Below are 26,685 nucleotides of genomic sequence, written 5' to 3'. Positions count from 1 at the left end.
GCGCTTTTTCCGCGGCGAGGTATGCGTGGCGACGCCGTATGCGCCGGTCAACGCCCCGCGGCTGCCGCAGGCGCCGCACGCGACAGCACGCGCCAGCGCGACAGCAATTCGTCGCGATCGACGTAGCAGCCCTGCAGATGCCGGCGGCCCGTCGACGGATCGAACTCGGTGCGCGCATGCAGCACGCGCCGATTGTCGAATGCCCACATGTCGCCCGCCCGCAGCCGGCGCTGCACCCGGAAACGTGGCTCGCGCGCGAGCCCGAGAAAGCGCCGGTACGCGCGGTAGATGGCCGCGACCGATCCGGCCGGCGCATCGAGCGGCCCGCGCAGGAAATTCGCGACGCGCACTTCCGTCACGTTGCCGCGTGCATCGAGGCCGATCACCGGCGCCGAACAGCGGTAGTCGCTGTTCGCACTCTTGTTCCAGAACTCGAACGGCGTCGAGGCAAGGTGTTCGAAATCGGCCGGATAGTCGCGCCGCAGCGCTTCCGCGAGCGCAAAGCCGTCGAGGAAAATGCTGTCTCCGCCCGCCGCGTCGTTCGCGAGGCAATGCAGGAACTGCACGCCGGGCTGCAATTCACGCGTCGGCAGGTCGGTGTGCGGCGGCAGGTTGAGCGACGTGTAGGCATTGCTGTCCGGTCGCGGCTTCGACTCGACATCGAACAGCACGCCGAAATTGCTTTCGCGGATCAGACCGACACGACGCGCGATCTGGTCGACCCGGCCGCGTTCGGCGGGCACGCCCTCGACGAGCGTCAACCCCGTGCGCTGCAACGCGGCGAGCCATGCGTGCAACGCGCCATCGTCCTCCATCACGTCACGCCACGCGAACACCCCGATCGCCGTCGCATCGTCGCCGGCCCATACGTGCCGCCCGTGTGCGGCCTGGCGTTCCGCGCGCGACGCATCGTCGTATGCATGCGCGCGCAACCATCCCGGCGACCAGGTACTGCGATGCCCGTCGTTCCACTCGACGTGCAGCGCGCCGTCGGTTTCGACATGCACGGCGAGCGCCGACAGATCCTCGCGCGCGTCGGCGATCTCGAACACCTGTTCGCGCGTGAGCGCATGCACGCACGCGGAACACGCGCAGTTGTCGCGCAGCCAGTCGAAGTGAAACGGCGATCGTCGCGTGTCGCTCCACTCGACGTTCACCGCTCCATCGCCAATCGTCGCCGCCGCAATGGCCGCGTCGGCGGAATAGGTCCGCCAGTCCTCGATACGGTGTTGCGCCGCCTGCATCGTTGCCTCCCGGAAACGCCCGCTACGCGTGTGGTGCGAGCAGAAACCCGCCGATCATTCGGTGCATCCGCGCCGCCTGCGGGCTCGTTCCGAGCGCGCGCCAGCAGCCGTGCACCAGCCCCTCTCCCCTCCAGTAACGCGCGGCGCCGCCGGCCGCAAGGATTCGTTCGACATAGACGCGTGCATCGTCGCGCAGCGGATCGTGTTCAGCGCCGATCGCGAGCACGGGCGGCAGCCCGTCGAAGCGCGACGCCGCGAGCGGCACCGATGCACGCAGCAGCGGATCGTCGTTCAATGCGGCTTCATCCGCATCGCCCCAGTACAGCGCGCGATAACGATGGACGTCGTCGAGCGTCAGCATCGGCGCGCGCGCTTCCGTTTCGCGCGCCGGCGATTGCGGTTCGATGCCGAGCATCGGATATACGAGTGCGATCCCGTCGATGCCGCCTTCGCCCGCGTCGCGCAGCGCGGTCGCGACGGCCGCCGCGAGATTGCCGCCCGCGCTGTCGCCCGCGAGTGTCAACGGTCGTGCGCACGAGTCGAATGGCCAGCGGACCGCGTCGCGCGCGGCACGCGTGACGGCCAGGCAATCCTCGAGCGCGGCCGGCGCACGATGCTCGGGCGCGAGCCGGTAGTCGACCGCGATCACGGCAAGCCTAGTGTCGGCCGTCAGTTGCGCCGTGATCAGCGCGTGACTGTCGAGCGAGCCGACGACGAAGCCGCCGCCATGAAAGAACAGCACGGTGCCGCGCGGCTTGCCCTGCGCGGGCGCGTAGCGCCGTAGTGCGATCGCGCGCCCGTCCGGCGCATGCCACACGGCGTCCTGCCGCACGATGCCGGCCGGCAGTTCGGCGGGCGTCCACGCGGCCGCGAAGCGATCGTAGACGCGGCGTTGCTCGACGGGCGAGCGCGCCGCCGCGTCGGCTGGATACCACGCGTCGACGGCCGCAACGAATGCCGCGATTTCCGGTTCGAGCATCGTGTGCGCTCCGCAGTCGACGGTCGAAAGTTGAACGCCGATGCTAGCGACGCGGCGGCAGCCCGATCACGCGGCCCGCATACGCGGGCGCCGCGCAATCGCGCTGCAACGCATGCAGTTCGGCCACGCGCGCGGCGATGTCGTCGTCGAAGGGCGCCGATTTCGCGCCGTCGCGCGTGTCGACGTGCAGCAGCATCTGCTCGCTCGCCGACACCGCGCCGTCATGACCGTCCGCGAACAGCTCGAGATACAGGTGCAGCCGCTTCGCGTCGTGCGCGAACACCCGCGCGTCGACGCGCACGCGCGTGCCTTCCTTGATCTCCTGCAGATAGTTCACGTGCGCCTCGAGCGTGTAGACCGAGCGGCACCGCTCGCGACGCGCGGCGTCGTCGAGGCCGATGCGGTCGAGCAGCGCATCGGTCGCGAAACTGAAGATCAGCAGATAGAACGCGTCGCGCAGGTGGCCGTTGTAGTCGACCCACTCGGGCCGCACGACGTCGTGGTAAATCGTCAGCGGGGTATCGCCGGTCATGTTCGTTCAGTCCTCGAATCGCATCCCGTGCCGCGCCTTCACCGCGGCGATCGCTTTCAGCACCTCGGTGATGCACTCGTCGCGATAGCGTTCGAGTTCCTTGATGCTGCGCGTGCCCTGCTGCTCGCTCGTGCCTTCGACGACGCTATCGATCAGTTCGTCGGTCAGCTTCGGCGCGACCAGCTTGGTCCATGGCAGTTCGAGCGCGGGGCCGAACTGCTGCATGAAGTGTCGCATGCCTGCGTCGCCGCCAGCCAGCGTGTAGGTCAGGAACGTGCCCATGAACGACCAGCGGATGCCCGCGCCGAAACGGATCGCATCGTCGATCTCGCCAGTCGTCGCGACGCCTTCGTTGACCAGATGGAGCGCCTCGCGCCACAGCGCCTCGAGCAGCCGGTCCGCGATGAAGCCCGGCACCTCCTTGCGCACGTGCAGCGGCCGCATGCCGAGGTTGCGATAGATCGCCATCGCCGCCTCGACCGCTTCCGGCGACGTGCGCGCGCCGCCGAGCACCTCGACGAGCGGCAGCAGGTAGACCGGATTGAACGGATGGCCGACCACGCAGCGCTCCGGATGCGTCGCGCGCGCGTAGAAGTCGGTCGGCAGCAGCCCCGATGTCGATGACGCGATGATCGCGTCGGGCTTCGCCGCGCGGCTGATCTGTTCGTGGAGTTCGAGCTTCAGCGCCTCCCGCTCGGGCGCGCTTTCCTGGATGAAGTCCGCGTCGGCGACGCAGGCCTCGATCGTCGACTCGAAGCGCAGCCGCGCGGGATCGGCGCCCGGCGCGAGGCCGACGCGTTCGAGCGCAGGCCACGCATTCGCGACGTTCGCGCGCAACCGCGCCTCGGCGCCCGGCGCCGGGTCCCACACGACCACGTCGAGACCGTGCGCGAGCGCACGGCAAATCCATCCGCTGCCGATCACACCGGTGCCGATCGCGGCGAACGTCTTGATGTCGGTCTTCACTGCCATGTCAACGCATCCTTCAAATCGAGGGAAATCGGACGGCGACCGCGCTCGTGCGCGCCGCCGCATTGAATCGGAATCAGCCTTGAACGCTCACGCGAATTCGGCCACCGCGCGGCGTTCGAGCAGACGCTCGCCGCGCGCCGGCAGGCCGAGCTTGCGACGCCCTTCGGCCGGCGTCAGCACGCGGCCGCCGAGGCGTTCGACGATTTCCCGTGCACGCTCGACGAGCGTGCCGTTGGTCGCATGCACGCCGCGATCGAGCCAGATGTTGTCTTCGAGGCCGACGCGCACATGACCGCCGAGCAGCATCGCCTGCGCGACCATCGGCATCTGCATGCGGCCGATCCCGAAGCCGGCCCAGTGCGCGCCCGGCGGCAGGTTGTCGACCATCGCCTTCATCGTGCCGGTGTCGGCCGGCGCGCCCCACGGAATGCCGAGGCACAGCTGGAACAGTGGCGGATCGTCGAGCAGCCCTTCCTTCAGCAATTGCTTCGCGAACCACAGATGGCCCGTATCGAAGATTTCCAGCTCCGGCTTCACGCCGAGTTCCTGGATGCGCTTCGCGCCGGCGCGCAGTTGCGCGGGCGTCGATACGTAGATGTAGTCGCCGTCGCCGAAATTCAGCGTGCCGCAATCGAGCGTGCAGATTTCCGGCAGCAGTTCCTCGACGTGCGCGAGGCGCGTGAGGCCGCCGACAAGATCTGTGCCCTTGCCGAAGCGCATCGGGTCCTCGCCCGGGCCGATCTCCAGATCGCCGCCCATGCCGGCCGTCAGGTTGATGATCACGTCGACGTCCGCCGAGCGGATCCGGTCGACCACTTCGCGGTACAGGTTCGGGTCGCGGCTGCCGCGGCCCGTCTGCGGATCGCGCACGTGGCAATGCGCAACCGTCGCGCCGGCCTTCGCCGCTTCGATCGCGGCGGCCGCGATTTCCTTCGGCGTGACCGGAATCGCCGGATGCTTGCCGACCGTATCGCCCGCGCCGGTCACCGCGCAGGTGATGATGACTTCGTGGTTCATGCTGAATGCCCTCGCTTGATTCGGTTCGTGTCGCTCGACTTCTGTCGTACTGCAGATTATTTGTCGCTGCGCGCCGCCCGCTTGCGGCGCGCACGGGCCGTTACAGGCCGAGATACGCCTTCACGGCAGGCAGGCCGTCCTTGCCGTCGAACGTCTTGACGCCGGCGAGCCAGGCATCGAGCACCTGCGGATTCTTCTTCAGGTACGCCTTCGCGGCGTCCGCCGGTTTCGTCTTGTTCATCACCGACTGCATCAGCTGGTTCTCGAGCTGCGTCGTGAAGCGCAGGTTCTCGACGAGCTTGCCTGCGTTGGGGCAGCGCGAGATGAAGTCGGGCGCCGTCAGCGTGTACACGCGCGCTTCGCCATAGTTCGGGCCGAAACTCGCATCGCCGCCGGACAGGTAGTTCATGCTGATCTGGATGTTCATCGGATGCGGTTCCCAGCCCAGGAACACGACCCACTTCTTCTCGCGGATCGCGCGCTCGACCGTGACGAGCATCCCGGCTTCGCTCGATTCGACCAGCTTGAAGCCACCGAGACCGTATTGATTCGTGTCGATCATCTTCTGGATCGTCGCGTTCGCGCTGCTGCCCGGTTCGATCCCGTAGATCTTGCCGTCGAGTTCCGCGCGGTGCTTCGCGATGTCCTCGAAACTCTTCAGGCCGGCCTGGTATGCGTAGCTCGGCACCGCGAGCGTCGCCTTCGCACCCGACAGGTTCGGCGGCTCGACCACGTTGATCGACTTGCTGTCGAGGAACGGCTGGAGCTGCTTCTGCTGCACCGGCCACCAGTAGCCGAGCGAGATGTCGAGCTGCTTGCTCTTCAGGCCGGCGAACGAGATCGGCACCGATGCGATTGTCGTCGTCGGCTTGTAGCCGAGCCCTTCGAACACGGTCGAGGCGAGCGCCGTGGTGGACGTGATGTCGGTCCAGCCGATATCCGCGAAGCGTACGTTGCGGCAGGTCGCGGCATCCGTTTCGGCGTGCGCCGCGGTCGCGAATGCGCCGGTCGCCAGCACGGCCGCGACGAACGCGGCGATCTTTGTCGACTTCATGGTTTCTCTCCCGATTGGACCGATGTCCGACGGGTTCGCGGAGTGCGTCCCGGCCTGCATCGTGGGAGTAAAAGTAACGAGCCATATTGGTCGAAAGACGACCGGCGGCGACCTTTTCTTGACTATTTGCGACTATGGGTGAAAACCACTACGCTCGGGCAATGGCTTGTATGGCGGGGGTTTCAGGCGAATTACGGTGAAGATGGGTTTGTCCGGATGCGGCGTAACGGATGCCGACGGAGCGTGCTTCGGCGGCGATGCCGGAGCGGGCGTGGCGCCGATTCCGGCCGGGCGGGTGCGGGCCGGCGCCCGACGCGTTATCGCGGTACCTCGACGTAGGTTTCCCTGCAGATCTCGCGCAGCGCCTGGACGAGCAGATCCCGCGTCGGCGCATGCGATTCGGCGGCGCGGGTAAACAGCGCGATGGGCGGCAGCGTCCAGACCAGCGAGTAAGGCACGATCGCCACGCCGGCGATGCGCACCATTTCTTCCGCGATATCGGTCGGCACGATCGATACGGCGTCGTCGCTCGATGCGATCATTTCGCCGATCAGCTTCGACGAGTAGCTTTCGACGATCGGCACGGGCGGCGCGATGCCGGCCGACAGGAACAGGTCGGTCACCTGCTCCCGCATCGGCGTATGCGGCGCGCCGAGAATCCAGTCCAGCTCGTGCAGCTTCTCCCAGTCGAGCTTCATGCGGGCCAGTTTCGCGGCGAGGCGCCGGCTCGCGATCATCCGGGGCTGCTGCTGGTACAGGACTTCGAAGGAAACCTGTCCCAGATCGACCGCCGACGACGCCCGCCCGACGACGAGATCGACGCTGTGGTCCTTGAGCTGGAGCAGCAGCTGGTCGCTGGTGCCTTCGTGGATCGTCACGGTCAGGCGCCGCTCCATCCGGGATTGCAGCCGCTTGAGCGCCGCCGACAGCATCTGGCCCGAGATAAACGGAATCACGCCGATATGCAGGTGGGCGGCGTGGCCGGCGGCGACCGCCTCCATCTCGCGGGCGAGATGGTCGAGGTCCTTCAGCATCGCCCTGGCGCGCTCGAGCACGACCGAACCGAGCGCGGTCGGCCGCATCCCGCGCGACGAGCGCTCGAACAGCGGCGTGCCGAACATGCTTTCCAGCTCGGACAGCGCGTTCGTCACGGCGGGCTGGCTGCTCGCCATGTGCTCGGCGACGCGCGTGAGCGACCCGTGCTGCTGAATCTGCAGCAACAGCATCAGGTGCCGCATCTTCAGGCGCGCACCGAGCCGCCTGACCACGTCGTTCGCGTCGAATGTCATTGCCGGACCGCCACATCATCATGAAAAAGTGATGGACCGATATTAAAACAGAATCATCTCCTTATGGCCGATCCCTAGAATCACCTCATGGATCGCGTCGGGACTGGCCTGGCGCGCACGCCCGGACCCAAAAACATGAAACAGACAGAGACTCAGCAGCAGGCCGCGTACGACTATCACGAGTTTCCGACCCCGGGGAAGATCTCCGTCGTCGCCAGCAAGCCGCTCGTGACGCAGCGCGATCTCGCGCTCGCCTACACGCCCGGCGTCGCCAGCGTGTGCGAGTCGATCGCCGCCGAGCCGCTGAACGCGCATCGCTTCACGAGCCGCGGGAATCTGGTGGGCGTCATCACCAACGGCACCGCCGTGCTGGGTCTGGGCAACATCGGCGCGCTCGCGTCGAAGCCGGTCATGGAAGGCAAGGCCGTGCTGTTCAAGAAGTTCGCGGGGATCGACGTGTTCGACATCGAGATCAACGAGACCGATCCGGACAAGCTCGTCGACATCATCGCCGGCCTCGAGCCCACCTTCGGCGGGATCAACCTCGAGGACATCAAGGCGCCGGAGTGCTTCACCGTCGAGCGCAAGCTGCGCGAGCGCATGAAGATTCCCGTCTTCCACGACGACCAGCACGGCACCGCCATTACCGTGGCCGCCGCGTTCATCAACGGGCTGAAGGTGGTCGGGAAGTCGATTTCCGAGGTGAAGGTCGTGACGTCGGGCGCCGGTGCCGCGGCGCTGGCCTGTCTGGACCTGCTAGTCGACCTCGGGCTGCCGGTCGCGAACATCTGGGCGACGGATATCGAAGGCGTCGTCTATCGCGGCCGCACCACGCTGATGGATCCGGCCAAGGAACGCTTCGCGCAGGAAACCGACGCGCGCACGCTGTCCGAAGTGATCGGCGGCGCCGACGTGTTCCTCGGGCTGTCGGTCGGCGGCATTCTGAAGCCGGAGATGCTGAAGGCGATGGCCGCGAGGCCGCTGATTCTCGCGCTCGCCAATCCGACGCCGGAAATCTTCCCTGAACTCGCGCATGCGACGCGCGACGACGTCGTGATCGCGACGGGCCGCTCGGATTTCCCGAACCAGGTCAACAACGTTCTCTGCTTCCCGTACATTTTCCGCGGCGCACTGGATGTGGGCGCAACGACGATCACCCGCGAAATGGAAATTGCCGCGGTTCACGCGATTGCCGGCCTCGCGCAGGAAGAGCAGAACGACATCGTCGCGGCAGCCTATGGCGGCGATGAAGTGTCCTTCGGTCCGCAATACCTGATTCCGAAGCCGTTCGATCCGCGCCTGATCGTGCGTATTGCGCCGGCCGTGGCCAGGGCCGCGATCGAAGGCGGTGTGGCGACGCGCCCGCTCGCGGATCTCGACGCGTATGTCGAGCAGTTGCAGCAGTTCGTCTATCACTCGGGCGCGTTCATGAAGCCGCTGTTCGCGACCGCGCGTCAGCTCGTGCGTGACGGCGGCAAGGCACGCATCGTGTTCACCGAGGGCGAAGACGAGCGCGTGCTGCGCGCGGTGCAGGTGATCGTCGACGAGAAGCTCGCGCGTCCGATCCTGGTCGGGCGTCCGGAGGTGCTGCTCGCGCGTATCGAGCGATTCGGCCTGCGCCTGCGTCTCGGTCAGGATGTCGAAGTGACCAATCCGGAATATGACGAACGTTTCCCGCAATACTGGACGACGTATTGGGAATTGCGCTGCCGCGACGGCATCTCGAAGGAAATGGCGCGCGTCGAGATGCGGCGCCGCCTGACGCTGATCGGCGCGATGATGGTGCGGCTCGGCGATGCGGACGGGATGATCTGCGGGACGGTCGGCGAGTATCACAATCACCTGCGGTTCGTGGACGAAGTCATCGGCAAGAAGCCCGGTGCGTCGACCTACGCCGCGATGAACATCCTGCTGCTCAATCAGCGGACGGTCGCGCTGGTCGATACGCATGTCAACGACAACCCGGATGCGGAGCAGATCGCGGAATTCACGATCGCGGCCGCGCGGCAGATGGAGTGGCTGAATCTCTCGCCGAAGGCTGCGTTGCTGTCGCGGTCGAACTTCGGGTCGGGGAGCGCGGCCTCGGGCGTGAAGATGCGCCGAGCGCTCGAAATCATTCGCGCGCATGCGCCGGATATCGAGGCGGATGGCGAAATGCACGGCGACTGTGCGCTCGACGAGGCGCTGCGGTCGCGGCTGCTGCCGATGTCGCCGCTGAAGGGTGCGGCGAACCTGCTCGTGTGTCCGAACGTGGATGCGGGGAATATCGCCTATAACCTGCTCAAGACCGAGGCCGGCAGTAACGTTGCGGTCGGGCCGTTCCTGCTGGGGGTCAATGGGCCGGTGAACATTCTCACGTCCAGTGCGACCGTGCGACGAATCGTGAACATGACGGCGTTGACGGTGATCGAGGCGAATCGCAACGCGGCCGTGTAATTGCAGTTGATGCGGGTCGGCTACGGCCGACCCCGTCGGTCATCGGGCCGTGGTCCGCTGAAAAAACGATATCCGCGATTCAGGCATCAGGATCGTCGGCAAGCGGCGCCAGCTTCGGCAGCCGCCCCTGTTCGCGAGCCATGGCGATGACGGTAACGACTGCGTACATCGACGAACCGCCATCTGGCTGGACCGCTGCAGAAACGAATCGGCCATGACAGGTTCGGTGCCCGCGTTTCGCAAGATCTCCATCAGACGCACGAGATCTACGGATGGAGGGTTTCACCGCGGTTCAGCATGTCGACGAATTCCGCAATTTTACGCGCCCGTGTTTCCGGCTTTTTCGCATTCTGTATCCGGAACAGGATGGCGTAGCGGTTGCGGCTATTCAGGGTTTCAAAGAACGCCTTGGCTTCCAAATTTGCGTTCAACGCAACCTGCAGGTCGTCCGGCACGGTCGAGTTGCCGGCCGACGTATACGCAGCCTTCCAGCGGCCGTCCTGCCGCGCCCTCTCGATCTCGCGCATGCCCGGCGCGCGCATTCTGCCCGCGGCGATCAGCGCTTCGGCCCGGTCTTTGTTGAGTTTGGACCAGATACTTTTTGCGGAGCGTGGAGTGAAGCGTTGTAGCCAGTGCGTCGCGCTCTCGGCCTGCTTTTGGCCATCGATCCAGCCATAGCAGAGCGCGCTTTCCAACGCTTGACCATAGGTGACGGTTCCCTGCGTGGTGCCCTTTTTCGCCAGACGCAGCCATACTCCGCTCGACGTGCCGCCATTTTGCGCTAACCAGCTTTCCCATTCGGTCTGACTGGCAAATGTCAGCGCGCATTCGGTCATGTCACTGTCCTGAATGGTTGAGTATGGGCGTGGGAAACTGTCCGCAGTCCAACAGTGCTTATACGAATAGCAGCGTCCGTGGTGCGATCCAATGCGGGCGTGCAGTCGCCACTATCCGTCGGCTCATTTGGGTCGGAAGCCGCCGCCGAGTCTGGCGGCTTCCGACCTCGGTCGATCGTTCGGATGGCCTCGATCATGTCGAGCGCACCATGCGCCCCACCCTTGGATCGAAAGCGCGCCCTACAGAATCCGTTCCAACGCGCTAGCAAACCTACGGACCGCGGCATCGACGTCATGCAGCTTGTCGAGACCGAACAAGCCAATGCGGAACGTCTTGAAATCCGCCGGCTCATCGCATTGCAGCGGCACACCGGCCGCGATCTGCATGCCGACATCGACGAATTTCTTGCCGGACCGGATGTCGTCATCGTCGGTGTAGCTGACCACGACGCCAGGCGCCTCAAACCCTGGCGCCGCCACGCTCCTGAAACCCTTCTCGGCCAGCAACGCGCGAATCCGCGTGCCGAGTTCGAGCTGTTCCGCCCGCACCTTGTCGAAGCCGTATGCGTCCGTTTCCTTGATCACATCGCGCAGCGTCGCAAGGCTGTCCGTGGGCATCGTCGCGTGGTACGCGAAGCCACCGTTCTCGTAGGCTTCCATGATCTGCAGCCACTTGCGCAGATCGCAGGCAAAACTGGTGCTGGTCGTCGCATCGATGCGCTCGCGAGCGAGCGGGCTGAGCATGACCAGTGCGCAACCCGGCGACGCACTCCAGCCCTTTTGCGGCGCGCTGATCAGCACGTCGACACCGCTCTTCTCCATATCGACCCAGATCGTGCCGGACGCGATGCAATCCAGCACGAACATGCCGCCGACCGCATGCACGGCGTCGGCCACCGCGCGCAGATACGCATCGGGCAACATCATCCCGGAGGCGGTTTCGACGTGCGGAGCGAACACCAGGTCCGGCTTGTGTTCCTGAATCGCGGCGACGACTTCTTCGATCGGGGCCGGCGCAAACGCCGCCTGCCTGCCTGATTCGACGGGACGCGCCTTCAACACGATCGATTCGGACGGAATGCTGCCCATGTCGAAAATCTGCGACCAGCGGAAGCTGAACCAGCCGTTGCGGATGACCAGACACTTCTTGTTCGTCGCGAACTGCCGGGCCACGGCTTCCATGCCGAACGTCCCGCTGCCCGGGACGATGACGGCCGCCTTCGCGTTGTAGACCTTCTTCAGCGCGGCGGAAATATCGCGCATGACGCCCTGAAAGCGCTGCGACATGTGATTGATCGACCGGTCGGTGTACACCACCGAATATTCGAGAAGCCCGTCGCGGTCGACATCGGGAAGTAATCCTGGCACGTTCGCCTCCGGTAAAGGATGAAGCATGGGGTGAGGGGGCGCGGTATTCGTGAGTGGCTACCGCTGCGCCCATGCAAATCTGCATGATTGCCTTGACGACGAACGATTCTAACGAATGCAGTCTGACGTTGGGGATTTGCGTGTTTTGTGCGGTGCACGCACGAAGCCATCATGTGGCGCATGTCTCAGCGCATCCGACCGCGTCGCTTGCAAGACCGGCTCTCGTCGGTTTTCCGGCATTTCCCGTGCTCAAGGCCTGCAGGCAATCGCCTCGATCTCGATCTTGGTACCCACCATGTTCGTCGCCTGCAAGGTCGATCGTGACGGCTTGTTCCCCGGGAAGAACTCCCCATAGACACGATTGAATTCCGCGAAGTCGCGCGCGTCCTCGAGCCAGACGGTGGTTTTCACCACGTCGCCGAGTGTGCATCCCGCCAGCGAGAGTACGTGGGCGACGTTCTTCAATGTCTGACGCGTCTGCGCTTCGATTCCGCCCGCGACGAGGCTCCCGTCTTCGTTTCTCGCCACCTGACCGGATACGAATACCAGATCGCCGGCCTTGGTCGCCAACGACCGGGGCAGGTTTCGTGTGACCGGATTGCGCTCTGCAAAGTATTCGATCGCCATTTGAGCCTCCCACGATCCATCCGGCGCCGGTGTTGGCTTACGAAAACGAGCGTAACGCGGAAATGGCGCGCTGCCAATTCGGTATTCTCGGTCGGCAAGCCGCTACGCACCGCAGCATCCGGTCAACGTCATTCGCATCGCCTGCGCGGCGTGCCCGATCCTCGGCGTCGAGTTGATCCGCGCGTGACGGCGCGGGGATACCGCGCCGCCCCGAATACCGGCAATCCGCCGTGCCCGGTGCCGAATCTCCATCAGCGAAGCCGATCAGTACCGATCCGACACACCGTCGATCCCGCGCTCGTGCAGTGCACGAACCAGCCCGGCACGTACCGTCGCGACATCCGAAAACGCCGGCCGTCGGTGCGAGGCGACTTCGGCGGCGGTATAAGGCTTGAAGCCACGCGGCAGCGCATCGCGGTTCATCGTCGTGAGCACCCAGTTGAGCACGTCGGCGAGTTCCTCGTCGGACAGCGCCGAGTTAGACGCGCCGGGCACGCGCATCACGTACTCGCGCCCCGCCGGCAGATGCGTGAAATAACCGAGCGAATTCGCGAGTGGCGGCACCTTGCCCGGAATGCCGCCGCCTGTCGCCGTGTGGCATCCCATGCAATTGAGCACCCAGTGTTGTCGCGCGAGTGTGGCGTCGGCCACGCCCTCGGCATGTGCGGGTACGGCAATCGCGAATGCCGCGGCAGCGACCGCCAGCATCGTAGACAGGCGGCGTGCCATGAACGCTCCGATCCGCGACGCCTCCACACGCCGGCCGCGACCACGAATGCGCAGGGCATTCAAAGCCCCAGCCCCTTCGTCACGACCGCACGTTGCGCATGAACGGCCGTGCCGTCCATCTCCTTCGCGCGTGCCGCGCGAATGTCGGCCGCCGTGAACGGCTTCGCGTCGCCGTGCTCGTCGTTGAGATCGAATACGACATAGTTGAGCACGTTCGCAATATCGTCATCGCTCGCACTCGCGAACGACGGCATCTTGAAGTTGTAGCGCTTGTCGTGCACCGTGATTTCGCCGAACATCCCGTGCAACAGCGTCGCGACAAGCTGCGCACGGCCCGCATCGGCCGTTGCATACCTGCCCGGGTACTCGGTCAGCGGCGGCGCGAGGCCGTCCTGCCCCTTGCCGCCCGCCTGGTGACACACCGCGCACTGCGCATCGAACAGGCTCTTGCCCGCCGGGTAGTGGACAGCCTGCTGCGCACCGGCGAGACCCGGCCACGCAAAACCCGCAACAGCCGCCACGCACGCGACCACCCTCGTTCCAGCTTGCTTCATTTTCATTGCTTCGCCGCCCCCAGCAGGACCGAAACCGAACAGTGGTAATTCGAATTGCCGTTCGCCATGCACCAGTTGATGTCGTTGTTCAGCGACAGCTTGTACAGCGGCTTCTCGCGCTCATTGCGGTTGCAGAAGCACTTGCCGCACGACGTCTTTCCGCAGCAATCGTTGTACGACACGATGTAGTCCGAACCGTCGTGCGGGTTGCGGCACGTGCCGATCCACGTGATCGGCGACGGCGTCGTGCCCGGCGGGCAACTGCTCGACGTACCGCCGCAGCAGCTGCACAGCCAGCCGTCGATGGCGCAGTATTTCCAGTAATCGCAGCTCATCGGATCGTCGCTCGCGCCCGGCGCGGCAGCACCCGAAGCCGCCGATGCGCCCGACGCTGCATCCGCTGCATATGCGGTGCGATCGACGGGCAAGAGCGGCAGCATCGCCGATCCGACCAGCACCTTGCCGAGCTTCGCCATCGCGCTGCGCCGCGAACTATGCTGAGCGACGCCACGCGCCGACCGCTCGAACCATGAATCAAACAGCCCCATGTGGTTGTTCTCCGTTAACGTTGAAAGAGAGCCGGCCGGTCACGCGTGCTGCGCGTGCCCTTCGTGACCGCCATGGTCAAAATTGCCGTGCACGAACTGCTGCAGCGATGCAACGCCACGCTCCTTCGCTTCGAACAGGCTCTCGAGATGCTCGCGGGTGTTGACGAGACCCTTTGCGCGCACAGAACCGGTGTCGTCGAGCAGCACCGCGTAGGGCAGCTTGCCGATCTGGTACGCGAGTCCCAGCTCCTGCGACAGCACGTACGGGAAACGCGCGAGGTCGTGCTTCTGTGCGAAGCGCGTGTGGTCGTCGAGATCGCCGTCGCTCGCGAGCACGATGTTCACCGGCGTCGATTCGCTCGCTTGCAGCGACGGCAACAGCGGCAGCAGCTTCTTGCAGACCGGGCACGTCGGCGACAGGAAGAACAGCAGCGTCGCCTTGCCCGATGCATCGATACCGCCGACCTTCACCTGCGAGCCCCGAATGTCGGTCAGCTCGAACGTCGGCGCGATCGCGCCGACCGCCGGCCCCTTGTCGATCATCAACGCGCCGGCCGGCATGATCCGTTCGTACAGGATGCCGATCTGACGCACGAGCGCGAGACAGATCGCGCCGAGCGCGAGAACGGCGACCCACAGCAAGGCGGTGGAAACAGTGAGAGCGGTTTGCATCATGAATTCCTCAGGTGGGAAAGGCGCGGCACGTTGGCGAGCAGCACGTCGACGGTGAGCAGCGCGCAGACGATCAGAAGCACGGAAGAGAACAGCGTCAGGTAGTCGAACCACACGATCGCGCGGCTGCCCGGTTCGACGAACGCGATCGCGGCCAGCACGACGAGCAGCAGCACGCGCGCGACATGCAGCCAGCCGATGCCGCGCGGCGCATCCGCGCGCGCGGCGGCAAAACCGGAGCAGCCGCAGTCGATGTCGGTATGGCCGCGCAGGATGTTGATCGTCATGCCGGCCGCGAAGACGAGCAGCAATGCGATCAGGCCGAGCGCGCCGGTCGTGCGCGTATCGGGAAACAGCAGCGCTGCGGCGCAGACGGCTTCCGCGAGCGGAATCGCGAACGCGGCGGGCGCGTTGAGTACCTCAGGCAGCAGGCGATAGCCGGCGAGCGCCTGCCGGAACGCCGCGGGCCGGCGGATCTTGGCGAAGGCGCCTAGCAGCACGACGACGGCAGCGCCAGCCTGCGCGCTGGTGGCAAGTACGGGATCGAGCGTCATCGCGGCCTCACGGGTTCACGAGCAGCGTCGACGTACTGCCGATCTGCTTCTCGACGTGCTGCGGCTTGCCCGTTTGCGCGTCCATCACGGCAAGATCGGACGTGCCCGTCAGCCCGTAGAACAGCGGCTTGTCGTCCTCGCTGACCTGGATCGACACGAGCGGATCGACCTTCAGCTGTGCGAGGTCCCAGCGCGCGACACGCTGTTTCGACTTCAGGTCGTACACCCAGACCTGCGTGCCGGGATCCTTGTGCGTGCCGTCGCCGCCCTTGTGCATCAGCACGTAGTAGCGGTTCTGCTTCACCTGCACGGCCGTCTGCTGCATGCCGCCCGGGCGCCAGCCTTCGGCTCGCTCGGCGTCGGTCAGCAACGACCACGACTTGCCGAACGCCGGCTTGTCGCCGCTGAAGTCGGCGCTGCGCACGTTGCCGTGGTACGTCGTGAACAGATAGCCACCGTGGTAGCGCGACGCGTTGATGAAGGCCGGATCATTGTCGACGTCGATGAATGCATCGGACATCGTGCGCTTCACCTCCTTGCCGTTCGCGTCGAGCGTGACGGTGAGCGCCTTGCCGCTCTCGCACAGCGCGGTGAACCGGTCGTTCCCTGACGGATAGGCGAGCACGCATGCCGCTGTATCGATCTCCGACAGCACCGCCCTCGACACCGCGTCGATCACCGTCACCGACGCGGCCGGCGTGATGTTCGCGACGTACAACCGCTTGCCGTCGGCGCTGAACGCGGTGTTGTACGGCGACGGCACGTGCTGCCCGTGCTTCGCCGGAATCACGATCTCGCCGGTGTGATCGAGTGTCGTGTTGTCGGTCATCTCGACGACGTCGGTGCGCGTGCCGTGCGAGCCGCGCGAGAAATAGGTCGTCGCGATGAAGCTCGTCTTGTGGTCGGGCGAGATCGCGAGGCCGGGCGCGAAGCCGCCATCGATCTGGCCGAGCAGCTTCTTTGCGTCGGCGTCGTACACGAAGATGCGTCCGTCGGTCATCGTCGGCATTGCGATATCGACAACGTACACCTCGTGCGGATGCCACGGCGGCATCTTCTGCACGACCAGTTCCTCGGGCTTTTCTGTCGCGTATGCGCTGCCGGCCCACGCCGCCGCGAACGCCAGCGTCGCCGCGAAAGCCGCGGTGCGTCGCCTTGTTCTCATGTCGCCTCCAGTTGGGATTCACGTTATGTGGGGCGACTGTAGTTCGACAATAAATCCGTTCAGCACCCGGACCGGCAACGCGTGCGTGCCGATTCGGGATATTGGAAAACCGCCTGAAAGGCACCCGCGCTCGATACCTTCCGACCCCTCCAAAACCCCCATGGAAATAGCGCTCATCCGTATTGCACCGACCGTGCGGTCGGTTTAATCTTGCGCGGTCCGAACGACCGCCGGAGGCGCCATGCTCGTGTTTCATCAGATGTTCGACGACGCGGACCGGCATGCCGAGGCGCTGCGCGGCTGGGATCAGCGCTATGACCAGATCGGCTCCGGCTCGTATCGCAGCGCGATCAAGCACGCGGAGTTCGACGGCGTGCAACTGTTCCAGGAAGCGGCGAACGTGCGCATCATCCAGCGCGGACGCCTGCCGACCGGCCATACGGTGCTCGGCATGCCGCTCACCGGCTCGGGAACCTTCGCATTCGGCGATGCGCGCATCGAGCGCGGCACGATCGTACTGGCGCGCGGCGGCTCACCTTTCGAACTCCATTCGCCCGACGACATGTCGCTGATCGGCGTGGTCGTCGATTCCGAGCTGATGCAGCAAATCGAGGATGCCGCCGATGTCCGGCTCGACGAGCGCGCGTTGCGGCGCGGCGTCGCGGATGTGCCGGTCGCCGCACGCGAACGCGCGAGCGTGCAGCTCGCGACGCTGCTCGAACGCGTGCTGTCGGCGCCCGATACGTTCGATACGGCGCCTGCGCAGTCCGGGCTGCGCAGCGATGTCGCGAACGTGCTCGTCGATCTGCTCACGTATCGGATGCCCGAGCCGTCGAATCGTCTGACGCATGCGTGCCATGCCGACATCGTGCGGCGCGTGCACGACTACGTGATCGAGCACCCGGAGGCGCCCGTCGACATCCTGAGCCTGTGCACGCAACTGCGCGTGAGCCGGCGCACGATGCAGAACAGCTTCCAGTCGGTCGCGCAAACCGGCCCGCTGAACTACACGCGCTCGCTACGCCTCGCGCAGGTGCGACGTCTGCTGCTCGACACGCGGCAGTCCGACCTGCCGATCAGCGAAGCGGCCGCGCGCTGGGGCTTCATCCACCTCGGGCATTTTGCGAACGCGTACAAGGCCCAGTTCGGCGAACTGCCTTCGACGACAGCGCGCCGCGCGGTGCGCGGCGCAAAAACGCGCTGAGCACCTGCAAAACCCGCGATAATCGTGCGTTGAACGTTCGGCTTGCGCGAGCCGGGCGCGGCATGCGCGTGCCTGCCCGCTCGCCGTGCCACGTTGCGTCGCGCCCGTACGTGACGACCACCCGATTCCACCCCACGCCCCGATGCCCGAGGATTTCCACTTTCTGTTGCTGCCCGGCTTCTCAGCGCTCGGCTTCATGTCGGCGGTCGAACCGCTGCGCGTCGCGAACCGCTTTCGCACCGAGCTGTACCGCTGGCACGTGATCAGCGCGGACGGCGCGCCCGTCGCCGCGAGCAACGGCATCCCGGTCGCCGCCGAAGCCGCGTACGCGGACGTCGCGCAGGTCGAGACGGTGTTCGTCGTCGCCGGCTTCGATCCGCTGGTGTGCTACGACCGCGCACTCGGCGACTGGCTGCGCCGCCAGAACCGGCACGGCGCGACGCTCGGCGGCATCGACACCGGCAGCTTCGTGCTCGCGGAAGCCGGGCTGTTCGACGCATCGCAAACGCTCACGCTGCACTGGGAAGCGCTTGCCGCGTTCCGCGAACGCTATCCCGGCCTGAACGCGACGCAGGAACTGTTCGAGATCGACGACCGGCGCATCACTTGCGCGGGCGGCACCGCGTCGATCGACATGATGCTCGACCTGATCGGGAGACGGCACGGCGCCGACCTCGCGGCGGCGATCTCCGAGCAGTTCGTCGTCAGCCGCATCCGGCAACGCTCGGACAGCCAGCGGCTCGAGATCGCCGCGCGCTACGGCGTGCACAACCGCAAGCTGATCCAGGTGATCGACATGATGCAGCGGCATATGGAGAGCCCGCTCGGCTCGGACGCGCTTGCGCAGGACGTGTCGATCACGCGGCGCCAGCTCGAACGGCTGTTCAGCGCGACGCTGAACGACACGCCGACGCGCTTCTACCTCAACCTGCGCCTCGATCGCGCCCGCGAGCTCCTACAGCAGACCGACATGAGCATCACGTCGGTCTGCGTCGCATGCGGCTTCGAATCGCCGTCTCATTTCTCGCGCACGTATCGCTCGCGTTTCGGCGTGAGCCCGCGCAGCGACCGCCGCGCGACGCGCTGAGCAGCGCCGCTTTTGCATACAATCCTGCGCGCTATTGCGCGCTTCGACAGCGTTTCCCGTCATTCGATGAACAATTCCGCCGATTGATCGACGGACCGAAGCGGCCTTCGAAAATAAATTGCAATGTCGCCGAAAATATTCTGTAACATACCTCGCAATTAATTAGATATGCAGCCCTAAGGAGATGAGAGCCCGGGCCTGACACACGTCGCGCCACGCAGGCTGCCAAACCGCCATCAATGCCGATCCGAGGGGTATGACATGACGATGCTCGCTTCGCCGTCGCCGCACCTGCCTTCCGTTCGCTTCCCCGCCGCCTTTCCGCTTCAATTCGTTTCGACCTGACGCTTGGTCGTCCTCAGTCAGTCGAATCTCCCTGCACCGCTTTCTCGCACCGGCTCCATCGAGCCGGCGCGTGGGCCGTGTCGTGCCTGCTCGCCACAAGCGCGCGGGCGTGTTCAACCGTTGAGATGAGGATCACGTATGCAGACATCACGCAAAGCATTGCCGCTCGCCCTGGGTCTCGCGCTCGGCTTCGGCATCGTCGGCGGCAGCGCGGCCGATACCAAGGTCGCGAACCCGCAGACGTCGAGCCTGCGCGAAAGCCTGACGCGCGGCGTGGCACCGGCCGCGACCAAGGCCGACACGGCCGCCGGCCAGTTCCGCGCGGACGGCGTCGCCGTCACGCTGTACAACCCCGCGTATCGCGCAAAGAAGGCGGCCGCCACGCCCGCCGCCGCCGCGCGCGATTTCGTCGCATCGCAGGCAACGCAGCTCGGGCTCGACCCAGCCGCGCTCGCAAGCCTCGCGGTGACGTCGGAGCGCGACGACGCCGATTTCACCGTCGTGCGCTTCCAGCAGCAGGCGGCCGGGCTGCCCGTATACGGCAGCGACATCGCGGTGACGGTCGCGAAGGACGGCCGCATCCTGTACGTCGCGAGCAACACGATCAACGGCGTGGTCGCCATCGCGCGCAAGGCGCAGGCCGTCGACCAGCAGCAGGCGCTCGACCGCGCGCGCGCGTATCTCGGCGTCGGCGGCTTCACGAACTTCGACGCGCAGCTCGTCGCGTTCGTCGACAAGGCCGGCACGCATACCGCATGGAAGGTGCGCGGCCGCCCGCAGGATGGCCCGAAGGGCGACTGGGAACTGCTGATCGACGCGGACAGCGGCGAAGTGCTGCGCGCCGAGGACAAGGCGTTCTATGCGACCGACGGCACCGGTTTCGTGTTCCGGCCGGATCCGCTTTCGTCGACGAAGAGCAGCTACGGCAGCACGGGCTACAAGGACAACAACGATGCGGACTCCACGCAGCTCACGGCCTCGCGCGTACGCGTGACGCTGAAGGATCTCGCGCAGTCTAATTCGCGCTACGTGCTGTCCGGCCCGTATGCGTCGTGCGTCGATTTCGATGCGCCGCGCGACAACGCCTGCCCGGCACAGGCCACGCCTACATTCGAGTTCACGCGCGGCAACCTGTACTTCGAGGCGGTGAACACGTACTACCACATCGACACGTTCCTTCGTTACGTGAATCAGACGCTCGGCATCCAGGCGATGCCGTACCAGTACACGGGCGGCGTGCAGTACGACCCGCACGGCGAATCGGGCGACGACAACTCGTCGTACTCGTCGAGCAGCGGCCGGCTCACCTTCGGCCAGGGCGGCGTCGACGATGCGGAAGATGCGGACGTCGTGATCCACGAGCTCGGCCACGGCATCCACGACTGGGTGACCAACGGCGGCCTGTCACAGCAGGAAGGCCTGTCGGAAGGCACCGGCGACTATCTCGCCGCCGCGTACAGCCGCGACTTCAACCAGTGGAGCCCGTCCGACGCGCAGTATCACTGGGTCTACAACTGGGACGGCCACAACGAATACTGGGGCGGCCGCGTGACGAACTGGAACGTCGGGCGCACCTACGCGCAGGCACGCGGCGCCGAGATCCACACGGCCGGCCAGTACTGGGCGTCGTGCAACCTCGTCGCGCGCGACGCGATCGGCGCGCAGGCGATGGACAAGGCGTTCCTGAAGGGCCTGTCGATGACCAACAGCTCGACGAACCAGAAGGCCGCCGCGCAAGCGGTGCTGACAGCCGCCGCCGCGCTCGGCTACAGCAGCGCGCAGCTCACGGCGATCGGCAATGCGTACAACAAGAGTTGCACGTACGGCGTGACCGTGCCGCAGAAGTCGTAATTCCGTAGCAGGCGGGGGGCGTCGCACGACCTGCGGCGCGCCCACTTCCTCGACATCGCCATCCTCACGAGATCGAACATGCCTACTCTGACATTGACCCGCCTGAGCGCCGCGCTGGGCGGCATGCTGCTGACCGCCGCCGCACACGCCACGCCGGTGTGGATCACGCTCGGCGACACCGCTTTCCGCCAGCTTCAACGCATCGATGCGAGCGCGACCGCGCAATACAGCACCACGGTCGACGCCGGCAAGACGGCCGACGGCGCCGCGCGCCGCGAAACCGTGCACGTCGTCGAGATCGACGACGCGCGGCTCGGCGAACTCGCCCACGCGGTACACCATGCGCGCGGCCACGGGCCCGGCTACATCGTGCACGACTCGTTCGACGACGCACGCCTGGCGTTGCAGCCGGTATCCGCGGCGCTCGCGAAACAGGTGGCCGCGACCGCTTACACGGTGTCGAGCGCGCCGCAGATCAAGACCTGGGTGCAGCAACTGCAGGCCAGTAACATCGTCGGCACGATCACATCGATGTCCGGCTTCACGAACCGCTACTACACGACGTCGCACGGCGTCGCCGCATCGGACTGGCTCGCGCTGCAGTGGAAGCAACTGGCCGGCTCGCGCACCGACATCGCCGTCGAGCAGTTCGCGCATACGGGCTTCCCGCAGAAATCCGTGATCCTGACGATTCGCGGCAGCGATCCCGCCGCGGGCACGGTCGTGCTGGGCGGCCACCTCGATTCGACGGTCGGCCGCACGACGGAAAACACGCGCTCGCCCGGCGCCGACGACGATGCGTCCGGCATTGCCAGCCTGACCGAAGCGCTGCGCGTGCTGCTCGCGAACGACTACCGGCCGAAGCGAACGATCAAGTTCGTCGGCTACGCGGCCGAGGAAGCCGGGCTGCTCGGATCGAAGGCGATCGCCAAGCAGTTCCGCACGCAGAATGCGAACGTGGTTGGCGTGCTGCAGCTGGACATGACGAACTACAAGGGCGATCCGAAAGACATCTACCTGATCACCGACTACACGAGCGCCGCGCAGAACACCTACCTGACGAACCTGGCGAAGGCGTATCTGCCGGAACTCGCGATCGGCACGTCGCAATGCGGATATGCCTGTTCGGACCACGCGTCCTGGAATGCGCAGGGTTATCCGGCGTCGTTCCCGTTCGAGGCCGACCAGAACGACAGTCCGTACATCCATACCGTGAACGACACGCTGGAGAATTCGGACCGGCAGGCGAACCACGCGCTGAAGTTCGGCAAGCTGGCGCTCGCGTATGCAGTCGATCTCGGCGGTGACGGCAGCGCGACCGTCAAGCGCTGACGCGACCTCGCCGCCTCGAGCCGCACCGGGCGCGCGCGTCGTGCGCGCCCATTCGAGTGCGTTTCCCGTTCCGGATAGAATCGTCGTTCGATCACTTCCGCAACACGGTGCACATCCATGACCGACCTCCCCCGCTCCGCCGACGATCTCTCGCCCGAGCGCGTCACGACCGCGTTCGACCTGCCCGGCCACACGACCGTCCGTTCGCTCGGCGTCGCGCAGGGCATCATCGTGCGTTCGCGCTCGATCGTCGGCTCGTTCGGTGCGGCGCTGCAGACCATTTTCGGCGGCAACATCACGCTCTATACGTCGCTGTGCGAGAAGGCGCGCGAGCAGGCATTCGACAAGATGCTCGCCGACGCGCGCAAGCTCGGCGCGAACGCAATCGTCGCGATGCGCTACGACTCGACCGAGATCGGGTCGGGCGTGACGGAAGTCATCTGCTACGGCACGGCCGTGCGCGTGACACAGGATGCCTGACGCGCGTCATGCGTCGCGTTCGAGCGACTTCATGTTGGTCAGCTGAGGAAACAGCTTCATCCATGTCAGCGCGACGGCGATCGTCGCCGCGCCGCCGACGACGATCGCGGCCGGCGCGCCCCACCACGCCGCCGTCACCCCCGATTCGAATTCGCCGAGCTGGTTCGACGTACCGATGAACAGCGAGTTGACCGCGCTCACGCGGCCGAGCATGTCGTCGGGCGTACGCAGTTGCACGAGCGACAGGCGCACGACGACGCTCACGACGTCCGACGCACCCAACGCCGCCAGCGCGACGAGCGACACCGCGAAATGCCTCGACAGCCCGAACACGATGGTTGCGATGCCGAACGCGATCACGCCGCCGAACATCGCGCGGCCGGGCCGCCCCTTCAACGGAAAACGCGTGAGCCACAGCGTGCCTGCGAGTGCGCCGACCGCGGGCGCCGCGCGCAACGCGCCCAGCCCCCACGGCCCGACCTGCAGAATGTCGCGCGCATAGATCGGCAGCAGCGCGGTCGCGCCGCCGAACAGCACCGCGAACAGGTCGAGCGACAACGCACCGAGGATCGCCGGTTCGCGCCGGATGAACGCGATACCGGAAAACACCGAGCGCAGCGTGACCGGCTCGCGCGCGGGGGGCGCGCTGCGCAGCGGAATCGTGCCGCTCAGCACCGCCGCCATCGCGAACGCGACGACGCTCGTGCCGAACGCGGCGGGCGCGCCGACGCCATACAGCAGCCCGCCGAACGCCGGCCCGAGAATCTGCGCGGCCTGGTTCGCGGACGTCGATAGCGCGGTCGCGCGCGGCAGGTCGCCGCGCGGCACGACGGCCGGCAGCAGCGACGACACCGACGGCGATTCGAACGCGCGCGCGCTGCCGACGATCGCCGCCAGCGCATACACGCCCGGTGCGGTGAGCCCCCCTTTCGCGGCGCCGAGCAGGAATACGCCGGCGGCCAGCGCCTCGACGCTCTGGCAGATCGTCGCGATGCGCCGGCGATCGTAGCGGTCGGCCACCTGCCCGACGACGAGCGTCAGCGCGAACATCGGCACGAACTGCGCGAGCCCGACGAGACCGAGCGCGAACGCGCTGTGCGTGAGCGCATAGACGTACCAGCCGATCGCGACCGACAGGATCTGGAACGCGAGCGACGACATCACGCGCGTGCCCCAAAAGCGCTGGAACGGTGCGTGGCGGAACAGGTTGGCGGGTAACGGTGCGGTCATCGGAGGGATGTGTGGAAGCGGGCGATCGGCGAGACACGGGGCGCGTCAAACCGCGATGATATCGCCTACCGCCGAAACCTCGTCTCGCGCGCGTCCGCCACGCGCGGCACCGCACCGTGCAAAAAAAAAAGCGCGAACCGCGGTTCGCGCCAAAGAGAGACCTCGCTGAAGACGTCGAATGAACTACCCCACCCCGCTCAGAACGAATGCCGCATCCCGATCCGCACATCGGCCTGCGTCTGCGTCGTCGACGGCGTGAAGCTGTAGCCGATCACCGCATCGACACCCTGCGAAGCACGCAGGTAATCGCCGGAGATGTACACGTCGGTGCGCTTCGACAGCAGGTAGTGCAGGCCGGCCGTGCCCTGGTTCCAGTGGTGGCCTTCGAAGCGCGTGTGCTGGTAGCCCGCGATGAAGCTCAGCGCCGGCGTGAACTGGTACAGGCCGCCGCCTTCGTACACCTGCATGTGCGACGACTGGCCGAAGCCCTTGATCGTCGTGTACGAGAAGTTCGCGTCGAGCGACAGCTTGCCGATCGTGTAGCTCGTGCCGATGCCGAACGTGCCCTGGCTGTCGACGTCCATCGCGGTGTTCGCGAACAGGTCGGTGCGGGCGCCGGTCGCCGGATCGACGGTCACGGTCTGCTGGCCGAGGAACGTATGCGTGCCGATCATCGCGTACGGGTCGAACGCGTAGATGCCGTTCGGGTTGTTCAGGCGCGTGTAAGCGGCGCCGATCGAGAAGTCGCCCTTCGTGTAGCTTGCGCCCGCGCTCCATGCGCTGTTGCGATGGAAGTTGCCGGCAACGTTGCCGAACGAGTACATCGCGCCGAACTTGAAGCCGCTCAGGTCGTTCGACAGGAACTTGACCGAGTTCGGCAGGCGGTCGCCATTGAAACGGTCGAAGTCGCCCTGGTGGATCGCGTAGCCGCTGCCCCATGCCGAGATGTTGTAGATCGACACGAGCTCGTTGGTGATGTCCAGCTGGTTGCCGAACGACAGCGTGCCCCAGTCGTTCTGGAGACCGACATAAGCCTGCCGCCCGAACTCCGCCCCGCCGAAGCCGAGCTGGCCGTTGCCGAGGTGGAACCCGCTCTCGAGCGCGAACACGGCCTTCAGGCCGCCGCCGAGATCTTCCGTGCCCTTCAGGCCGAAGCGGTTCCCGTAGGAAACGCCGTCATCGAACTTGACCACGTGCGAACCGCCCGTGTTGTTCACGTACGTAATGCCCGCATCGAGAATCCCGTATAGCGTCACGCTGCTCTGCGCGTGGCCGATGGCGGGAATACAGGCCGCGCATGCCAGCGCGGCGGCTACGGCAACTTTCTTTTGCTTCATTGTCGACCACCCTCCCTGAACCCTTCGATGGAAAGAACCGTGGCCTGGCGCGCGCAGCAATACGCCGGCTGATTCGAATTCGTTACGTCCGCTGGCTTCGGCATTTCGTTTTCCGCAATAACGCAGCCATTGGCGAAAAATACAAACCCATATTTCAGGTCACCAGTCTGAAGGCGACACCAAATGGTCTTGATGCGACTGGTCGGGAAAACACCGAGACGGGCGGCACGGCAAAAACCGGCCGCCCGGAGGCAGGTCAGCGGGCGTCGAGCGCCGCGCGCACGGCCGGCAGGGCCGGCGTGCCGGATGCGGTCGTCACGCCGTCCAGCCAGCCCTCGACGAGCGCCGGGTCGGCCTTCAGCACATGCTGCGCCGCGAGCGCGGGCGACGTTTTGTTGTCGAGCATGTCCGCGATCATGCGGTTCTCGACGTCCACGGAGAACGTCATCTGCCGGAACAGCCGCGCCAGGTTCGCGCACTGGCCGGCAAAGCCCGGGCGCGTCACCGTGTTGACGGTCGCGCCGCCATAGTTCGGGCCGAAATACGCGTCGCCGCCCGACAGGTAGGTCAAGTGGAACTTCGTGTTCATCAGGTGCGGCTCCCACGCGAGAAAGACGATCCAGCGCTTGTCCCGCACCGCGCGCTCGACCTGCGTGAGCATCCCCGTCTCGCTCGATTCGACGAGCGACCAGTTCGCGGACCCGAGCGCATGGTCGGACAGCATCCGCTTGATGTTCTGGTTCGCGGGCGCGCCGGGCTCGATCCCGTAGATCTTGTCGCCGAAGCGGTCCGCGTAGCGCGCGAGATCGGCGAACGTGTGCACGCCAGCCGCCGCGACGTAGTCGGGCACGGCCAGCGTGAACTTCGCGCCGCTCAGGTTCGCGTGCAACACGTCGATCGACTTCTCGTCGACGAACGGCTTCACGAGCGGCGCCTGCGCGGGCATCCAGTTGCCGAGGAACACGTCGACCTGCCCTTTCTTCAAGCCCTGGTATGTGATCGGCACCGACAGGTTCGCGACGTCCTGCCGGTAGCCGAGCGCCTTCAGCACGACGCCGGCCATCGCGTTAGTCGCGTCGATGTCGGTCCAGCCGGGTGCCGCCATCTTCACGTCGCGACACGTCTGCGGATCGGCGGCGTGTGCGGACTGCATCGCCACCACGCACGCGGCTGCGGCCAGCGCCGTGCCGAGCCTCCGGATTGCTGCATTGCATTGCCGTTTCATGATTCGCTTCCTCCGTCG

The 26,685-nt window shown here is 65.9% G+C and carries 25 protein-coding genes; 6 read left to right on the top strand and 19 right to left on the bottom strand.

Annotated features, from left to right (window positions below; genetic code table 11):
- Positions 1 to 47 precede the first annotated feature (47 nt).
- From WS66_RS02580 to WS66_RS02550, 7 genes are all read right to left on the bottom strand, one after another.
- On the bottom strand, positions 48 to 1,244 hold the full coding sequence (locus WS66_RS02580; protein WP_059600220.1) for a TauD/TfdA family dioxygenase: 1,197 nt from the start codon (positions 1,242 to 1,244) through the stop codon (positions 48 to 50).
- 22 nt (positions 1,245 to 1,266) lie between these two features.
- Complete coding sequence (locus WS66_RS02575) at positions 1,267 to 2,223, bottom strand: alpha/beta hydrolase (RefSeq protein ID WP_059600221.1); 957 nt, start codon at positions 2,221 to 2,223, stop codon at positions 1,267 to 1,269.
- A 43-nt stretch (positions 2,224 to 2,266) separates the two neighbouring features.
- Entirely contained in the window at positions 2,267 to 2,755 is a 489-nt protein-coding gene (locus WS66_RS02570) for a thioesterase family protein (RefSeq protein ID WP_059600222.1), read from the bottom strand.
- 6 nt (positions 2,756 to 2,761) lie between these two features.
- Positions 2,762 to 3,727, bottom strand: coding sequence for an L-carnitine dehydrogenase (locus WS66_RS02565; protein WP_059600223.1), 966 nt, complete (start codon positions 3,725 to 3,727; stop codon positions 2,762 to 2,764).
- 87 nt (positions 3,728 to 3,814) lie between these two features.
- Positions 3,815 to 4,744, bottom strand: coding sequence for a 3-keto-5-aminohexanoate cleavage protein (locus WS66_RS02560; RefSeq protein ID WP_006484708.1), 930 nt, complete (start codon positions 4,742 to 4,744; stop codon positions 3,815 to 3,817).
- Between the two features lie 100 nt (positions 4,745 to 4,844).
- Positions 4,845 to 5,798: a choline ABC transporter substrate-binding protein gene (locus tag WS66_RS02555; protein ID WP_059600224.1), complete on the bottom strand. Its 954-nt coding sequence runs from the start codon at positions 5,796 to 5,798 to the stop codon at positions 4,845 to 4,847.
- A gap of 317 nt (positions 5,799 to 6,115) precedes the next feature.
- Positions 6,116 to 7,087 carry a LysR substrate-binding domain-containing protein gene (locus tag WS66_RS02550; RefSeq protein WP_059600225.1) on the bottom strand — a complete coding sequence of 324 codons (972 nt, stop codon included), beginning with the start codon at positions 7,085 to 7,087 and terminating at the stop codon, positions 6,116 to 6,118.
- A 135-nt stretch (positions 7,088 to 7,222) separates the two neighbouring features.
- On the opposite strand from WS66_RS02550, the gene WS66_RS02545 reads away from it, so the two are divergent.
- Positions 7,223 to 9,523 carry an NADP-dependent malic enzyme gene (locus tag WS66_RS02545; protein ID WP_059600336.1) on the top strand — a complete coding sequence of 767 codons (2,301 nt, stop codon included), beginning with the start codon at positions 7,223 to 7,225 and terminating at the stop codon, positions 9,521 to 9,523.
- Between the two features lie 266 nt (positions 9,524 to 9,789).
- On the opposite strand, the gene WS66_RS02540 is transcribed toward WS66_RS02545, so the two are convergent.
- The 9 genes from WS66_RS02540 to WS66_RS02500 all read right to left on the bottom strand — a co-directional run bounded on the left by WS66_RS02540 (position 9,790) and on the right by WS66_RS02500 (position 16,576).
- Positions 9,790 to 10,359 carry a YdeI/OmpD-associated family protein gene (locus WS66_RS02540; RefSeq protein ID WP_059600226.1) on the bottom strand — a complete coding sequence of 190 codons (570 nt, stop codon included), beginning with the start codon at positions 10,357 to 10,359 and terminating at the stop codon, positions 9,790 to 9,792.
- A 240-nt stretch (positions 10,360 to 10,599) separates the two neighbouring features.
- A complete protein-coding gene (locus WS66_RS02535) occupies positions 10,600 to 11,727 on the bottom strand; it encodes an aminotransferase class V-fold PLP-dependent enzyme (protein ID WP_059600227.1) in 1,128 nt (375 codons plus the stop codon).
- A gap of 249 nt (positions 11,728 to 11,976) precedes the next feature.
- On the bottom strand, positions 11,977 to 12,354 hold the full coding sequence (locus WS66_RS02530) for a RidA family protein (RefSeq protein WP_059600228.1): 378 nt from the start codon (positions 12,352 to 12,354) through the stop codon (positions 11,977 to 11,979).
- 264 nt (positions 12,355 to 12,618) lie between these two features.
- Complete coding sequence (locus tag WS66_RS02525) at positions 12,619 to 13,146, bottom strand: c-type cytochrome (protein WP_442859290.1); 528 nt, start codon at positions 13,144 to 13,146, stop codon at positions 12,619 to 12,621.
- Positions 13,143 to 13,643, bottom strand: coding sequence for a c-type cytochrome (locus WS66_RS02520; protein ID WP_059600229.1), 501 nt, complete (start codon positions 13,641 to 13,643; stop codon positions 13,143 to 13,145). Before WS66_RS02520 ends, WS66_RS02525 begins: the two co-directional genes overlap by 4 nt.
- The gene (locus WS66_RS02515; RefSeq protein ID WP_059534225.1) at positions 13,640 to 14,185 is read right to left on the bottom strand and encodes a methylamine dehydrogenase light chain; all 546 of its coding nucleotides are present in this window, start codon (positions 14,183 to 14,185) and stop codon (positions 13,640 to 13,642) included. The genes WS66_RS02520 and WS66_RS02515 overlap by 4 nt, the downstream gene beginning before the upstream one ends.
- A gap of 39 nt (positions 14,186 to 14,224) precedes the next feature.
- Positions 14,225 to 14,860 carry a methylamine dehydrogenase accessory protein MauD gene (gene mauD, locus WS66_RS02510; RefSeq protein ID WP_059600230.1) on the bottom strand — a complete coding sequence of 212 codons (636 nt, stop codon included), beginning with the start codon at positions 14,858 to 14,860 and terminating at the stop codon, positions 14,225 to 14,227.
- The gene (locus WS66_RS02505) at positions 14,857 to 15,411 is read right to left on the bottom strand and encodes a MauE/DoxX family redox-associated membrane protein (RefSeq protein ID WP_059600231.1); all 555 of its coding nucleotides are present in this window, start codon (positions 15,409 to 15,411) and stop codon (positions 14,857 to 14,859) included. Before WS66_RS02505 ends, mauD begins: the two co-directional genes overlap by 4 nt.
- Before the next feature lie 7 nt (positions 15,412 to 15,418).
- Positions 15,419 to 16,576 (bottom strand): amine dehydrogenase large subunit, encoded by a 1,158-nt coding sequence (locus WS66_RS02500; protein WP_059600232.1) that lies wholly within the window; start codon positions 16,574 to 16,576, stop codon positions 15,419 to 15,421.
- A 241-nt stretch (positions 16,577 to 16,817) separates the two neighbouring features.
- On the opposite strand from WS66_RS02500, the gene WS66_RS02495 reads away from it, so the two are divergent.
- The 5 genes from WS66_RS02495 to WS66_RS02475 all read left to right on the top strand — a co-directional run bounded on the left by WS66_RS02495 (position 16,818) and on the right by WS66_RS02475 (position 22,875).
- Positions 16,818 to 17,780 (top strand): helix-turn-helix domain-containing protein, encoded by a 963-nt coding sequence (locus WS66_RS02495; protein ID WP_059600233.1) that lies wholly within the window; start codon positions 16,818 to 16,820, stop codon positions 17,778 to 17,780.
- A gap of 142 nt (positions 17,781 to 17,922) precedes the next feature.
- Positions 17,923 to 18,867 (top strand): GlxA family transcriptional regulator, encoded by a 945-nt coding sequence (locus WS66_RS02490; RefSeq protein ID WP_059600234.1) that lies wholly within the window; start codon positions 17,923 to 17,925, stop codon positions 18,865 to 18,867.
- A 483-nt stretch (positions 18,868 to 19,350) separates the two neighbouring features.
- Complete coding sequence (locus WS66_RS02485) at positions 19,351 to 21,063, top strand: M36 family metallopeptidase (protein WP_059600235.1); 1,713 nt, start codon at positions 19,351 to 19,353, stop codon at positions 21,061 to 21,063.
- Between the two features lie 78 nt (positions 21,064 to 21,141).
- On the top strand, positions 21,142 to 22,395 hold the full coding sequence (locus WS66_RS02480) for a M20/M25/M40 family metallo-hydrolase (protein WP_059600236.1): 1,254 nt from the start codon (positions 21,142 to 21,144) through the stop codon (positions 22,393 to 22,395).
- A 117-nt stretch (positions 22,396 to 22,512) separates the two neighbouring features.
- The gene (locus tag WS66_RS02475) at positions 22,513 to 22,875 is read left to right on the top strand and encodes a YbjQ family protein (RefSeq protein WP_059600237.1); all 363 of its coding nucleotides are present in this window, start codon (positions 22,513 to 22,515) and stop codon (positions 22,873 to 22,875) included.
- Positions 22,876 to 22,881: 6 nt separating this feature from the next.
- Here WS66_RS02475 and WS66_RS02470 read toward each other — a convergent pair whose 3' ends face one another.
- The 3 genes from WS66_RS02470 to choX all read right to left on the bottom strand — a co-directional run bounded on the left by WS66_RS02470 (position 22,882) and on the right by choX (position 26,667).
- Positions 22,882 to 24,105, bottom strand: coding sequence for an MFS transporter (locus tag WS66_RS02470; RefSeq protein WP_059600238.1), 1,224 nt, complete (start codon positions 24,103 to 24,105; stop codon positions 22,882 to 22,884).
- 197 nt (positions 24,106 to 24,302) lie between these two features.
- Complete coding sequence (locus WS66_RS02465; protein ID WP_059534205.1) at positions 24,303 to 25,442, bottom strand: porin; 1,140 nt, start codon at positions 25,440 to 25,442, stop codon at positions 24,303 to 24,305.
- A 256-nt stretch (positions 25,443 to 25,698) separates the two neighbouring features.
- The gene (choX, locus tag WS66_RS02460) at positions 25,699 to 26,667 is read right to left on the bottom strand and encodes a choline ABC transporter substrate-binding protein (protein WP_059600239.1); all 969 of its coding nucleotides are present in this window, start codon (positions 26,665 to 26,667) and stop codon (positions 25,699 to 25,701) included.
- Positions 26,668 to 26,685: the final 18 nt, after the last annotated feature.

It is taken from the genome of Burkholderia sp. LA-2-3-30-S1-D2 (genome assembly GCF_001523915.2).
Taxonomy (GTDB): domain Bacteria; phylum Pseudomonadota; class Gammaproteobacteria; order Burkholderiales; family Burkholderiaceae; genus Burkholderia; species Burkholderia diffusa.
The sequence above is the reverse complement of the archived record's forward strand: the minus strand, read 5'-3'. Positions and strand labels throughout refer to the sequence as shown.

What these genes read in the sequence shown, in the direction of transcription:
- WS66_RS02530 (WP_059600228.1), bottom strand. Translation starts at nt 12,354, where the DNA reads ATGGCGATCGAATACTTTGCAGAGCGCAATCCGGTCACACGAAACCTG.
- WS66_RS02580 (WP_059600220.1), bottom strand. Translation starts at nt 1,244, where the DNA reads ATGCAGGCGGCGCAACACCGTATCGAGGACTGGCGGACCTATTCCGCC.
- WS66_RS02480 (WP_059600236.1), top strand. Translation starts at nt 21,142, where the DNA reads ATGCCTACTCTGACATTGACCCGCCTGAGCGCCGCGCTGGGCGGCATG.
- WS66_RS02550 (WP_059600225.1), bottom strand. Translation starts at nt 7,087, where the DNA reads ATGACATTCGACGCGAACGACGTGGTCAGGCGGCTCGGTGCGCGCCTG.
- WS66_RS02485 (WP_059600235.1), top strand. Translation starts at nt 19,351, where the DNA reads ATGCAGACATCACGCAAAGCATTGCCGCTCGCCCTGGGTCTCGCGCTC.
- WS66_RS02490 (WP_059600234.1), top strand. Translation starts at nt 17,923, where the DNA reads ATGCCCGAGGATTTCCACTTTCTGTTGCTGCCCGGCTTCTCAGCGCTC.
- mauD (WP_059600230.1), bottom strand. Translation starts at nt 14,860, where the DNA reads ATGATGCAAACCGCTCTCACTGTTTCCACCGCCTTGCTGTGGGTCGCC.
- WS66_RS02560 (WP_006484708.1), bottom strand. Translation starts at nt 4,744, where the DNA reads ATGAACCACGAAGTCATCATCACCTGCGCGGTGACCGGCGCGGGCGAT.
- WS66_RS02555 (WP_059600224.1), bottom strand. Translation starts at nt 5,798, where the DNA reads ATGAAGTCGACAAAGATCGCCGCGTTCGTCGCGGCCGTGCTGGCGACC.
- WS66_RS02475 (WP_059600237.1), top strand. Translation starts at nt 22,513, where the DNA reads ATGACCGACCTCCCCCGCTCCGCCGACGATCTCTCGCCCGAGCGCGTC.
- WS66_RS02470 (WP_059600238.1), bottom strand. Translation starts at nt 24,105, where the DNA reads ATGACCGCACCGTTACCCGCCAACCTGTTCCGCCACGCACCGTTCCAG.
- WS66_RS02505 (WP_059600231.1), bottom strand. Translation starts at nt 15,411, where the DNA reads ATGACGCTCGATCCCGTACTTGCCACCAGCGCGCAGGCTGGCGCTGCC.
- WS66_RS02495 (WP_059600233.1), top strand. Translation starts at nt 16,818, where the DNA reads ATGCTCGTGTTTCATCAGATGTTCGACGACGCGGACCGGCATGCCGAG.
- WS66_RS02540 (WP_059600226.1), bottom strand. Translation starts at nt 10,359, where the DNA reads ATGACCGAATGCGCGCTGACATTTGCCAGTCAGACCGAATGGGAAAGC.
- WS66_RS02565 (WP_059600223.1), bottom strand. Translation starts at nt 3,727, where the DNA reads ATGGCAGTGAAGACCGACATCAAGACGTTCGCCGCGATCGGCACCGGT.
- WS66_RS02500 (WP_059600232.1), bottom strand. Translation starts at nt 16,576, where the DNA reads ATGAGAACAAGGCGACGCACCGCGGCTTTCGCGGCGACGCTGGCGTTC.
- WS66_RS02545 (WP_059600336.1), top strand. Translation starts at nt 7,223, where the DNA reads ATGAAACAGACAGAGACTCAGCAGCAGGCCGCGTACGACTATCACGAG.
- WS66_RS02520 (WP_059600229.1), bottom strand. Translation starts at nt 13,643, where the DNA reads ATGAAAATGAAGCAAGCTGGAACGAGGGTGGTCGCGTGCGTGGCGGCT.
- WS66_RS02570 (WP_059600222.1), bottom strand. Translation starts at nt 2,755, where the DNA reads ATGACCGGCGATACCCCGCTGACGATTTACCACGACGTCGTGCGGCCC.
- WS66_RS02515 (WP_059534225.1), bottom strand. Translation starts at nt 14,185, where the DNA reads ATGGGGCTGTTTGATTCATGGTTCGAGCGGTCGGCGCGTGGCGTCGCT.
- WS66_RS02575 (WP_059600221.1), bottom strand. Translation starts at nt 2,223, where the DNA reads ATGCTCGAACCGGAAATCGCGGCATTCGTTGCGGCCGTCGACGCGTGG.
- WS66_RS02465 (WP_059534205.1), bottom strand. Translation starts at nt 25,442, where the DNA reads ATGAAGCAAAAGAAAGTTGCCGTAGCCGCCGCGCTGGCATGCGCGGCC.
- choX (WP_059600239.1), bottom strand. Translation starts at nt 26,667, where the DNA reads ATGAAACGGCAATGCAATGCAGCAATCCGGAGGCTCGGCACGGCGCTG.